12 protein-coding genes are annotated in these 11,319 nt (G+C 74.4%); 4 read left to right on the plus strand and 8 right to left on the minus strand.

Translation table 11 applies throughout. From position 1 onward, the window contains the following. The first annotated feature begins 29 nt into the window (after positions 1–29). Positions 30–854 carry a DUF2690 domain-containing protein gene (locus tag ACFYUZ_RS02010; RefSeq protein ID WP_389305417.1) on the plus strand — a complete coding sequence of 275 codons (825 nt, stop codon included), beginning with the start codon at positions 30–32 and terminating at the stop codon, positions 852–854. On the opposite strand, the gene ACFYUZ_RS02015 is transcribed toward ACFYUZ_RS02010, so the two are convergent. The 3 genes from ACFYUZ_RS02015 to ACFYUZ_RS02025 all read right to left on the minus strand — a co-directional run bounded on the left by ACFYUZ_RS02015 (position 820) and on the right by ACFYUZ_RS02025 (position 3,287). After that, positions 820–1,779, minus strand: a complete 960-nt coding sequence (locus ACFYUZ_RS02015; RefSeq protein WP_389305418.1) for a hypothetical protein — start codon at positions 1,777–1,779, stop codon at positions 820–822. The genes ACFYUZ_RS02010 and ACFYUZ_RS02015 overlap by 35 nt on opposite strands. A gap of 110 nt (positions 1,780–1,889) precedes the next feature. After that, positions 1,890–2,339 carry a hypothetical protein gene (locus ACFYUZ_RS02020; RefSeq protein WP_389305419.1) on the minus strand — a complete coding sequence of 150 codons (450 nt, stop codon included), beginning with the start codon at positions 2,337–2,339 and terminating at the stop codon, positions 1,890–1,892. A 117-nt stretch (positions 2,340–2,456) separates the two neighbouring features. Then, a complete protein-coding gene (locus ACFYUZ_RS02025) occupies positions 2,457–3,287 on the minus strand; it encodes a helix-turn-helix domain-containing protein (RefSeq protein WP_389305420.1) in 831 nt (276 codons plus the stop codon). Positions 3,288–3,558: 271 nt separating this feature from the next. On the opposite strand from ACFYUZ_RS02025, the gene ACFYUZ_RS02030 reads away from it, so the two are divergent. Then, a complete protein-coding gene (locus tag ACFYUZ_RS02030; RefSeq protein ID WP_389305421.1) occupies positions 3,559–4,101 on the plus strand; it encodes a hypothetical protein in 543 nt (180 codons plus the stop codon). A 2-nt stretch (positions 4,102–4,103) separates the two neighbouring features. Here the strand turns inward: ACFYUZ_RS02030 and ACFYUZ_RS02035 are convergent, their stop codons facing one another. From ACFYUZ_RS02035 to ACFYUZ_RS02045, 3 genes are all read right to left on the minus strand, one after another. Next, positions 4,104–5,114 carry an LLM class F420-dependent oxidoreductase gene (locus tag ACFYUZ_RS02035; protein ID WP_389305423.1) on the minus strand — a complete coding sequence of 337 codons (1,011 nt, stop codon included), beginning with the start codon at positions 5,112–5,114 and terminating at the stop codon, positions 4,104–4,106. Between the two features lie 105 nt (positions 5,115–5,219). Further along, positions 5,220–6,068: a hypothetical protein gene (locus ACFYUZ_RS02040; protein WP_389306251.1), complete on the minus strand. Its 849-nt coding sequence runs from the start codon at positions 6,066–6,068 to the stop codon at positions 5,220–5,222. A gap of 107 nt (positions 6,069–6,175) precedes the next feature. Further along, positions 6,176–7,093: an N-acetylmuramoyl-L-alanine amidase gene (locus tag ACFYUZ_RS02045; protein ID WP_389305425.1), complete on the minus strand. Its 918-nt coding sequence runs from the start codon at positions 7,091–7,093 to the stop codon at positions 6,176–6,178. An 806-nt stretch (positions 7,094–7,899) separates the two neighbouring features. On the opposite strand from ACFYUZ_RS02045, the gene ACFYUZ_RS02050 reads away from it, so the two are divergent. Continuing rightward, complete coding sequence (locus ACFYUZ_RS02050) at positions 7,900–9,489, plus strand: hypothetical protein (protein ID WP_389305427.1); 1,590 nt, start codon at positions 7,900–7,902, stop codon at positions 9,487–9,489. Between the two features lie 10 nt (positions 9,490–9,499). Here ACFYUZ_RS02050 and ACFYUZ_RS02055 read toward each other — a convergent pair whose 3' ends face one another. Next, positions 9,500–10,132 (minus strand): class I SAM-dependent methyltransferase, encoded by a 633-nt coding sequence (locus ACFYUZ_RS02055; RefSeq protein WP_389305428.1) that lies wholly within the window; start codon positions 10,130–10,132, stop codon positions 9,500–9,502. 342 nt (positions 10,133–10,474) lie between these two features. Here ACFYUZ_RS02055 and ACFYUZ_RS02060 point away from each other — a divergent pair, with 342 nt between their 5' ends. After that, the gene (locus ACFYUZ_RS02060; protein ID WP_389305430.1) at positions 10,475–10,891 is read left to right on the plus strand and encodes a hypothetical protein; all 417 of its coding nucleotides are present in this window, start codon (positions 10,475–10,477) and stop codon (positions 10,889–10,891) included. A 4-nt stretch (positions 10,892–10,895) separates the two neighbouring features. On the opposite strand, the gene ACFYUZ_RS02065 is transcribed toward ACFYUZ_RS02060, so the two are convergent. Next, positions 10,896–11,300 carry a DUF4259 domain-containing protein gene (locus ACFYUZ_RS02065; RefSeq protein WP_389305432.1) on the minus strand — a complete coding sequence of 135 codons (405 nt, stop codon included), beginning with the start codon at positions 11,298–11,300 and terminating at the stop codon, positions 10,896–10,898. Positions 11,301–11,319: the final 19 nt, after the last annotated feature.

An 11,319-nucleotide genomic window follows, 5' to 3' on the forward strand; every position in this document is an offset into this window, starting at 1 on the left:
ACATGCATATCAGGGAGAATCGGTCACAGATGGACCGTGCGGGGTCGGTCAAGGACCTGGCGAGCGAGCTGCTCGCGTTGAAGAAGGCATCGGGATCGAGCTTCGTCCAGCTCAGCGAGAAGACGCACTACGCCAAGTCGTCGTGGGAACGCTGGGTCAACGGAAAGCAGTTCCCGCCGCGCGACGCCGTGGAGCGTCTCGCCCGGCTCTGCGGGACCGATCCGGCCCCGCTGCTCGCGCTCTGGGCCGAGGAGGACGCGCGGCGCGCGGCACCGGAACCCGAGAGCGGGACCGGGGCGGAAGCCGAGGCCGGGGCGGACACCGGGACCGGGGCGGCGACGGCCCGGCGCCGCCGCGTCCTGTGGTCCTCGGTCGTGCTCGCCGTCCTCCTCGTGGCGGGCGCGATCTCCTACGCCGCCCTCTCCGGCTCCGGCGAACCGCCGGCCGCCCCTCGCCCGAAGCCCGTCGTGAAGGTCGCGGGACCGGCCACCGGCTGCACCCTCACGGGCTGCGAGGGCCGTGACCCGAAGAAGATGAACTGCGGCGCCGACGCCGTCACCGTACGCACCGGCTCCATCCCCAAGGACCTCGTCATCGAGCTCCGTTACAGCCGGGCCTGCCAGGCCGCCTGGGGCCGGATCTCCTTCGCCCAGGTCGGCGCCACCGTCGTGGTCAACAACTCCGACGGCGCCGCCCAGGCCGACGTCGTGCACTTCGACCGGGACGTCTACACGCCGCTGATCGCGGCGCCCGACGACGGTTCGGTCTGGGTCTGTGCGGCGCTCCCGAAGAACGGCCCGCGCAGCTGCACCGGCCGCTTCATCCCGAGTGAGGAGACGGCGCAGCAGCCGTAGTCGCGAGCACCTCGCGCGCGGCCTCGTCCTGGCGGGCGAGGAGGGCCGTCCAGTCCCTGGAGACGGCCGGGTGCCGGTCCAGCCAGGCCTGCTGGACGGCGGCGAGCCGGGTGTACGCGATGGTCAGATAGCCGGTCGTGCTCTTGCAGCGCAGATCCGCGCGCAGGATGTCACGGCCGCCGAGGCGGGCCCGCTGGGTGGGCAGGGACTTCAGCAGCGCCTGCGGGTCGCGCTGTCCGGGGAAGTCCGCCCGGTCCATGCACTGCTGCCAGCGGCCGGTCGCGTCCCGGAACCTCGGGTCCTTCTCCAGGGCCGCGCGGGCCTGCTCCTGCCCCTCGAAGAGCAGGATCCGCGTGCGGAGCCAGCGCGTGCGGCCGTCGCCGAGCAGGCGCGTCTCGGCCTCGGCGAGGCAGCCGTCTCCCGGCCTGGACACGCTCATGCCGAGCTCGCCCTTGACCGTCACCCGCTTGTCCTCGTCGCCGAAGAGGGCCTTCGCGTACGCGGGGGAGGCCTCGGGGCTGCCGGGCTTCGGAGGCGTCTCGCCGGGCTCGGCCGGAGTGGTCGGGGTCGGGGAAGGGGGCGTCTCCAGGCCGAAGGGACGCGGTCGTTCGTCCTCGCCGGAGCCCGCCGGGGGCGTGGCCTTCGGGGTGTAGCGGAAGCCCTTCCGCGCCATGCAGTCGACGGCGTAGCGGCGTTCGGCCTCGGCGCTGCGGGCCTGGACGCCGGTCCACGCGAAGAGACGGTCGGTTACGGGCGGCATCCGGTGCAGCCGCTCCAGGGCGGCCGTCGACACGAGGGCCTCGTCGGAGACCGGGGGAGCGCTCTGGGCGGAGGCCAGCAGCGTGCCGCCGACGACGGCCGCTCCGCCCGCCAGGACGGCGGTGAGCGTGAGCAGGACACGGCGGGGACGACGGGTCCCGGTCATGGTGCGGATGCCTTTCGTCGGCGGAGGAGTGGGCGGGGCCCGGTGCACCCCTGTGGCACCGGGCCCCGTTCGCGCGTGGTGCGCGGGGTTCGCTCGGAAGCGGGCTTCGCTCAGAAGCAGTGGATGGTCGTCGACGGACGCAGCTGGAGGGAGCTGGCCTGGGCCTCCTGCCAGCTCGCGAGGCTGCCGTAGAAGACCTGGCTGCCCGGGTTCACGCAGAACAGCAGGCCGCCGCCGTAGTTGATGTCGCGGTAGTAGTGGCTCTCGTAGCCGCCCGTGCTGGAGTTGCTGGCGGCACGCACGTTGTCGTTCACGACCGTGCCGGAGCCGGGCGTGCCGGGGTTGTCGTTGAAGTAGTCGTTGGTGAAGTTGGCGTCGCTGTTGTAGTAGTCGTGCGAGCCGCTGTCGCCCAGCTGCGCCCAGTACGCGCAGTGGTACCCGGCGCCGCACATGTAGCCCGCGGAGGCCGAGGTGGCGGTGACGACACCGCCGCCGACGAGCAGCGCGGTGGTGGCGGCGACGACCGCGGCCTTCTTGCGGAGCCCCGTGACCATGCTCATGTTTCGTTCCTTCTTTGTCGGCGATGCGTGCGCGACCGCACGCGGGCGTAAGACTTCCGTCCGGCACCCGGTCCCGTATTGGAGAAAAACGACGGATCCGCTTCCGGATCCGGGGACTCAGCCGGCGATCCAGGAGCTCGACGTCCCCCGGTCCGCGAGGAAGCGGCCCGGAGGCATGCCGGTCATCGCCTTGAACTCGACGCCGAGGTGGGCCTGGTCGTAGTAGCCGCACCGGGCGGCCGTCTCGGCGGGCCTGCCGCCCGCCCTCAGCAGCCGGATCGCACGGTTCAGCCGCAGGATGCGGGCGAGCCGCTTGGGACCGAGGCCGATCTGTTCCCGGAAGCGGCGCTCCAGGTGCCGCAGGCTGAACCCCGTGGCCGCCGCGACCTCGCGGATCTGCAGGGCCCCGGCGGACCGCTCCAGGAGCCGCCAGGCCTCCAGGACGGCCGGCGAGGGCACGCCGGCCCCGTCCGCTTCCGCCGCCCACCGCAGCAGCGTCTCGTCGAGCAGCGCGAAGCGCTCGGCCCAGCCCGGGGCGTCCGCCAGGGCCTCGCCCAGGCGGCGGGCCCGGTCGCCCAGCACGTCGACCGGGTCGGCGAGGACGTCGGTGAGCTCCGCCAGCGGGGTGCCGCCGAGGAACCGCTGCGCGGCCCAGGGGGCGAGGGCGAGCTCCACGCCGTGGACGTCGCCGCCGTGCCCGAGGACCCGCGCCCGGTTGTGCAGCCCCGACACCAGCGAGGTGTGCCCGGCCGCCCCGCGCACCCGCAGCTCGCCCCCGAAACCGATGAGCAGCGACACCCGCCCGCTCGGCACCACGAGCCGCTCCTGCGGCACGCCCGCCGTCGAGCGGAACCCCCGGTACGTGCCGATGCCCGGCCCCAGCCGGGCGTCCGGCCTCCCGTAGTGCCACTGGCACCTGCCGCCCCCCGTACACACGCGGCGTCTCACCATCGACTCCTCGAACCTCCCGTGCCCGGATCCGTCCCGGGCCGGAGATCCACTGTCGGGAGGGGCGGGAGACGGTTCCAGGGGTGACGGCGTCCCAGGGACGCGGTGGGACGTCCCTCGGCCCTGACCTGCGGAGATGTCGAGGGGCGGGGATGACGGCACCCGCACGGAGCCCGCCCCGGACCCGCCGGGACCCGTACGGCGCCGCACCGGTGGCGGGCGCCGGGGCCCCGGGTGAGGCTGGCGGCACCGTCACCAGGGAGGTCCCGTCGTGCCCAGAAGTGTTCCGCGCGGAGTCGTGGCGCTGCTGCTGTCCTGCGTCCTGCTCCTGACCACCGCCGCCTGCAACGACGGCGCGGAGGGCACGAGCGGTCCCGCGACCCCGTCGGCCTCCGCGAGCTTCGAGAAGCAGAAGCTGGCGAAGACGCGGTTCGTGGCCAACGCCGGTCTGGCCGCGGGCGCCACGTACCAGTGGATCGTGAAGCCGTACCGCGCGGGGAAGTTCAAGAAGGGCGCGGACGGCCGGACCCTCGCCCTGGTGAAGGCGGGCCTCGCGGGCGCGTTCACGTACAACCGGCTCAAGGCGGCGGTGGACAACGCCAAGGGCGACCCGTTGCTCTCGAAGGCGGTCGCACCCCTCTCCGCCGGGATCGACTCGCTCAAGGACCTGGGGACGAAGCTCCGCAAGGGCGAGGTGGGCGACGCGGACGTCGGCGCCTTCCAGAAGGTCATCGACAACGTGAAGGAGGCGGGCAGGAGCGCCGGCGCGAACGTCGTGGACAAGGTCCCCAGCGCCTCCCAGCTGGGCGGCTGAGGCTATGAGTTGAGCTCCGCCAGGAGGCGGAGCGTGGCGGGGTCCGGCGAGGTGACCAGCAGGTCCGTCACCGGGCCCCGCCGCCATGCCTCCAGGCGTCCGGCGATCCGCCTCCGGGGTCCGACGAGCGAGATCTCGTCCGCGAAGGCGTCCGGCACGGCGAGCACGGCCTCCTCGCGCCGGCCCGCCGCGAACAGCTCCTGGATGCGGCGGGCCTCCTTCTCGTACCCCATGCGTCCCATCAGGTCGGCGTGGAAGTTGCGGGCCGCGTGCCCCATGCCGCCGATGTAGAAGCCGAGCATCGCCTTGACCGGGAGCAGCCCGGCCGTCACGTCCTCGCAGAGCTGCGCCCGGACCATGGGGGCGACGAGGAAGCCCTCGGGAAGCGTCTCGGGCAGGGCGTACACCTCGGCCCAGCGGTCGGGCGTCCAGTAGAGGGGCAGCCAGCCGTCGGCGATCGCGAGGGTCTGCGCGATGTTCTTGGGGCCCTCGGCGCCGAGCAGGACGGGGACGTCGGCGCGCAGCGGATGGGTGATCGGCTTGAGGGCCTTGCCGAGGCCGGTGCCGTCCGGTCCGTCGTACGGGTGGGAGTGGTGGCGTCCGTCGAGCCGGACGGGGGCCTCGCGGCGCAGCACCTGGCGGATCACGTCCACGTACTCGCGGGTCGCGGTCAGCGGGGAGCGGGGGAAGGGGCGTCCGTACCAGCCCTCGACGACCTGTGGCCCGGACAGGCCGAGCCCGAGCAGCACGCGTCCGCCGGAGAGGTGGTCGAGGGTGAGCGCGTGCATCGCGGTGGTGGTGGGGGCGCGGGCGGCCATCTGCGCGACGGCGGTGCCCAGCCTGATGCGGCTGGTGTGGGCGGCGATCCAGGTCAGCGCGGTGAAGGCGTCGGAGCCCCACGCCTCGGCGGTCCACACGGAGTCGTAGCCGAGCCGCTCGGCCTCGCGGGCGAGGTCGAGGCGGTCGGGGGAGGGGCCGCGGCCCCAGTAGCCGAGGGCGAGTCCGAGTCGCATGCCCCACATCCTTTCTGACGGCCCGTCAGGTGTGTTGCGGGGACTGTACGGCAACGGCCCCCCGCCCGGAAGGGATTCCGGGCGGGGGGCCGTGGCGAGGAAGGGTCAGCCGCGCTGGATGCCGGTCGTGTCCTGGAGGACGCCGCGGCGGCCGTCCTGCGTCTGGGCCACCAGGCCCGGACCGCGCTGCTCCACCGCGAGGTACCAGGTACCCGGGGCCAGCTCGGCGATCGGCGCCTGCGAGCCGTCCTCCGCGTACAGCGGACGCGCGACCGGGACCGCGAACCAGAACGGCGCGAAGTCCGAGGCCGGCTGCGCGGCCGCCTGCGGCTCGGGCTGGTGCGCCGCCTGCGGCTGCGGGGCGGCGGCCTGCGCGCCGAACGGCTGACCCGCACCCTGCGAGGGGTCCTGCGGGCCGCCGTACTGCGGCTGCTGCGCGCCCGGGTAGCCGTAGCCGCCGGGGACGCCCGGCTGACCCGGCTGACCGTGCTGCATGCCGTACGGCGAGGGGGTCTGCGGCTTGGGCGCGCCGACGAGCGGGGCCTTGAGGGCGGGGACCAGCGGACCGGCGACGGCGGCACCGGCCAGGACCAGGGCGGCGATCAGGCCGAGGATCAGGCCGGCGCCGGCGTTCTCCGCCTCGAAGATCCACATGAGCAGGGTCCAGGCGGACGCGACGGTGAACGCGGCACCGACCTGGCCGAGCTCCAGGCCGGCCACCTTGCGCGGCTGCGGCAGGGAGCGGGAGACGACGACGAGGGCGGCGCCGGCGATGCCGAGGAAGAAGGAGCCCCAGCCGAGCTGCGAGAACTCCCACGAGTTCGGGGTGTCGACCTTGTCACAGATGGCGGCGCCGGCGTCGCAGCCGGCGATGCCGAGGAACGAGGCGATGAACAGCACCACCGCTGCGCCGATCAGCACGCCATCGCCTCGGGTGAGGGAGCGGATATTCACGTAAGAGTCCTTCGTCGGGTCGTCGGTCGTCGCGTCGGGGGTGGCGCTCAGGTTCATGACACGGGGGGCGGCCCCATCGTACGGAGCGAATCTATCGCCCGCCGGTACTACCCCTGGAGGTAGGTGGTGATGCCGTCCGCCAGCCCCTGGGCCGCCTTCTGCCGCCACGTCGACGACGTGAACAGCTGTGCGTCCTCGGGGTCACGCATATTGCCGCATTCGACGAAGACCTTGGGGACGGTCGAGAGGTTGAGGCCGCCGAGGTCGTCCCGCACGTCCAACCCCGTACCGGAACCGATGTAGTTGGCGGGCGAGGTCCCGGTGGCGCGTGCGAAGCGCTCCACGATCCGCTCGCCGAGGGCGCGGGAGGGGGCGACGATCTTCGCGGTGTCGGCGGAGCCCGCCCGCACCTTCGCGGGAAGGATCACGTGGAAGCCGCGGTTGCCCGTGGCCGAGCCGTCCCCGTGGACGGAGACGACGGCGTCGGCGCGGGCGGCGTTGCCGATCCTGGCCCGCTCGTCGATGCACGGGCCCCAGGGGCGGTCGCCGTCGTGGGTGAGGACCACCTCGGCGCCGCGCGCGGTGAGGAGGTCGCGCAGCCGGTGGGAGACGTCGAGGGTGAAGGAGGCCTCGGTGTAACCGGCGTCGGTGGAGGTGCCGGTGGTGTCGCACTCCTTGCGAACCGTCCCGATGTCTACCTTCTGGTTGATTTCGGCGGAATGGCGGAAATTGCCGGAGTTGTGGCCGGGGTCGATGACGACGGTCTTCCCGGCGAGCGAACGGCTCGCCCGGGAGGCGGGGAGCGGCGAGCGGGTGGGCCGGGGCGCGGAGGGCGAGGCGAACGGCGGACGGGACTGCGCCCCGCCCTCGCTCCGGGCCGCCTGGGTTTCCTGGGCCCCCCGGGCCTTCCCGCTCGGCGGCGAGGCCTGGGAGGTCGCGCACCCGGCGAGCGCGGCGCAGCAGCCCGCGGCGGCGAGGGCGAGGGCGAGGGTACGGCGGGCGGTGTTCCGGTGGTCGTACGGCACCCCGCGACTTTAGGCCCTGTGCGGGGCGAAATGCGGCAGGGGTGCGTAGCAGGTTGGTCACCGGCGTCACGGAACGGTGGACGCGTGTGGGCGAACCGTGAAGGGTAGGTGGGAACGAGGCGGTGGTGGGGTGCTGCCGCGCACCGGACCCACGAGGGGGAACCGTGGTGGGGGAAGAACCGAACGACGCACGTCCCGAACCGAACGACAGACCTCCGGGCGGCGACTGGTTGATCAAGGGGAGCGGGGCGGCGCCGGGGGCGCCGTCGGGAGACGCGTCCGGTGGCCCTGCGGAGGAGCGTTCCGCTCCTCCTTCGGCCGCATCCGGCGAGGCGCCTTCCGGCACTCCTGCGAGCGCGCCCGCCGGAACGCCCTCCGACGCTCCTCCGGACGCACCGCCCTGGGCCGCTCCGGCACCGGCCGCCCCCGCGCCGCCGCTGCCGCCGGCCTCCGGGAATCCCGGCCCGTCGGCCTCCGGCCCGGCCCCGGCTGCTTCCGGCCCGGCCCCGGCGGCTCCCGGTCCGGCTCCGACGGCTTCCGGAGTCCCTGCGGCACCGATCCCGCCGGCTCCGGCTCCGGCTCAGGCTCCGGCTCCGGCGGCCCACGAGGCCCCGGCTCCGACGGCTCCCGGGGTCCCTGCGGCTTCCGGCGCCCCCGGCGCCGGCGCGGGGACGCCCACGCTCGCCTTCGGGGCGCCGGCCGGCGCCGCGTCCGGCGCGGCGGCGGGAGCGGAGGGCGCGGGCGGCCTTCCGCCCGCCTCCCCGCCCGGCCCCGCGCCCGCGCCCGGCTGGGCGGGGGCCGGGACCGTGCCGCCGCCCGGCGCGCCGCCCGGCTTCGGGCCGCCGGGATACGGACCGCCCGGGTACGGCCCGCCCCCGGAGCGCGGCCCCGCGCGGCCGCCCGGCCCCGCGAACCCGGCTCAGGCCGCCGTGGTCGGCCTGCTCAACCTCTCCTGCCTCGGCCTCGGCTACGTCCTGCTGCGGAACCGGATCGGCGCCGCGCTCTGCTGGCTCGCCACCGCCGCCCTGCTCGTGGCCGCGCTCCCCGCCGACGCCGACGGCGTGCCCGCGGGCCTCCTCGTCGGCTACGGCGCCTTCCTGCTCGCCGTCGCCGCCGACGGCGCCCGGCGCGGGCTGCGCGCCACGCTCCGGATCGGCGCCTCCGTCCGGCGCCTGGCCCTGCCGCTCGCCCTCGTGCTGCTCGCCGTGCCCGCCGGGGGTTCCCTCGCGTACGGCGCGGCCCGCGACGAGGCGAAGGAGCAGGTGCTGCTCGAACGGCTCGCGGCGGCCGACGCCCTGGTGAAGGAGGCCGACGGCCTCGCCTTCGACAAGGCCGAGCCGACGCTCCGCAAGGCGCTCGACACCTACGCGGACCTCGGCACGAAGCACGCGGGCTCGCGGGCCGGGAAGCTCGTCCCCGACCGCCTCGACGCGTACTACGAGGCGGTCTCCGCCCCCTACGGCAAGAAGCAGTACTGCGCGGCCGTCCCGCCGCTCACGCACCTGCGGGACCTTCCCGCCACCGTGGACAAGGAGCTGCTCGGCTCCCGGCCCGCCAAGACCGACGAGCCGCTGGCCGAGTCGCTCTACGAGTGCGGCACGGCGGCGCTGGGCGTGCGGACGGCGGACCCGTCGGCGAGCGAGAGCTACGGCACGCTCCTCGGCACCTTGTCGCAGTCGCCCCAGGCCGCCCGCGTCGAACCGGCGGTCCGGGCGGCGATCAGGACGCGGACGGCGGCCCTCGGCGGCACCGAGCCCTGCGACGCCACCGAGCAGCTCCGCACCATCCGCACCTCCCTCGACGAGATCCCGGACCCGTCCCTCGAAGGCGCGTCGAAGGAGGCGGCGGACGCCATCCAGAAGGGCGACTTCGCCTGCGGGACCGACCACTTCGCGGACAAGGAGTTCAGCGAGGCGGCCACGGCCATGACGGACTACGCCAAGGCGTACCCGAACAGCCCGAAGGCCGCCCACGCCCGCTCGATCGCCATCGCCGCCGAGATCGCCGAGGAGGAGCCGGAGGCCGGCAGGCGCCTGCCGGCGGCCGACGTCCCCGACGGCGCCCGGATGGTCATGGTGGTGAGCAACGACGGCCCCGGCGAGGTCGAGCTGCTCTACACGGGCCCGATGACCGGCAGGGTCGCCCTCAAGGCGTGCGGGACCTGCAAGAAGTACCAGACCCCGCTGCTCGTGAACTCCCCGAAGATCAAGGCCTGCTCGGGCCCGTCCTCGAAGTACCCGAAGGCGACCCTGCTGCTGCCCGCCGGCGACTACCACTTCCTCCAGAAGCGGGCGGCCACAGGCACCTCCACGGCGGGCGACACCAAGTCGAGCAGGACGAAGATCGAACCGGGCTACAGCTACACCAACTGCCTGTACGTGACCTCGTTGTTCTGAGGTCCGGGGATCAGGCCAGGCGCCGCAGCACCCGCAGCGAGTCGGTGACCGAGACCTCCTCGAAGTCACCCGACTCCAGGGCGCGGAGGTAGATCCGGTACGGCGCCTGGCCGCCGTCCTCCGGGTTCGGGAAGACGTCGTGGATGACGAGCAGGCCCCCGGGGGCGACCTTGGGGGCCCAGCCCTCGTAGTCGTTCGTGGCGTGCTCGTCGGTGTGCCCGCCGTCGATGAAGACGAAGCCGAGCTGCCCGCCCCACACCTTCGCGACCTGCGGCGACCGCCCGACCACCGCGATCACGTGCTCCTCCAGGCCCGCCTTGCGCAGGGTCCGGCGGAAGGTCGGCAGGGTGTCCATCAGCCCCACCTCCGGGTCGACCACGCTCGCGTCGTGGTACTCCCAGCCCGGCTGCTGCTCCTCGCTGCCCCGGTGGTGGTCCACGGTCACCGCGACCGTCCCCGCCTGCCGGGCCACGTCGGCGAGCAGGATCGTCGACCTCCCGCAGTACGTCCCGACCTCGAGCAGCGGCAGTCCCAGCTTCGCGGCCTCGACGGCCGCCCCGTACAGCGCGAGCCCCTCCCCGACGGGCATGAACCCCTTCGCGGCCTCGAAGGCGGCGAGGATCTCGGGCGAGGGCTCGGACATGGTCACTCCTACTGGCGGGTACGCGTCTACGGGCGCCCATGGTGCCCTATGCGTCGCACGCGAACCACACCGTCTCCCCCTCGGCCGTCCCACCGCCCGGCCGTCTCCAGCGGCACGCGCTCCGGCGCGCACCGGCCGCCGACTTCGGCCGCCGTCGCGGAGAGGACGCCCCGTTAAGATCATCCGCAGCCGGCCGCCCTCCCGGTGGAGGAGCCGGCGGCCTCGACCGCCCGCACCGGGGAGGAACGCCATGAGGACCGGACGGAACCCGACGGCCGCGCGCCGTCGTGAGCCGTCCCGCGGCGGCCGGACCGGCGGCTGACCGTGGCGACCCTGGCAGGAATGGTGATCCTCGCCCTCGTGCTGCCGACGTGGGCGGTGCTCACCTACGTGAACCTGGCACGGACCCGGCGGGAGGCCGACGGGTCGCCCCCGCCGCCCCGCCCCCGCCCCCGCCGCTCGCCCGCCAGGAAGGCCGCCCGGGCCGCCGGGCTCGCCTGTCTCGCGGGCGGCGCGCTGCACCTGTACGGGCTGTCGTACCTGCCGTTCCTCTTCCCGGAGGACGCGTGCTGGTTCAACGCGGGGACGAAGGTCACTCCGGACTCCAGCAGCGCCCTGCCCGTCAGTCTGGTCTGCCGGGGCGAGGAGATCGTCCCGTGGTGGGTCAATCCCGGGCTCCTCGTCCTCGCGGTCACCGCCGTCGCCGCGACCGTCACGAGCGTCGTCCTCGCCCTGAGGCGGCCCGCCGGCACCCGCTGACGGGTCAGGCCCCGGTGAGGACGGCCCGCAGTCTCCGCACCCCCGCCTTCCACTCCTCGCCGTCCGACTCCTCCCAGAGCTCCAGGAGTTCCGAGGGCTCCGTGAGGACCCGGTCCAGGGCCTCGGCGGCCATCGGGCGCAGCTCCGGCGGGAGTTCGGGCAGCGGCTTCTGCGGGCCGTACGAGGTGGTGACCGGCTCGCCGCCCGGGCACTGCGCCGCCACCAGCGCCGCCGACGCGATCGCCTCCACCGCCAGGTCCGCGTCCAGGTACTCCTCGCCCGTCGCGGTCACCTCGCGGAAGGCCGCGAGCAGCACCTCGGCCCGCTTCTCCTCCGGGGCTTCGTCGACCCGGTACGAGAAGTCGGCGGCGGTGTCGTTGTCGAAGGGGCCGATGTCCCAAGTGCCCATGGCGTGCTCTCTCTCCGGA

Origin of the sequence: Streptomyces sp. NPDC004266 (assembly GCF_042874095.1) — a bacterium.
GTDB lineage: Bacteria > Actinomycetota > Actinomycetes > Streptomycetales > Streptomycetaceae > Streptomyces.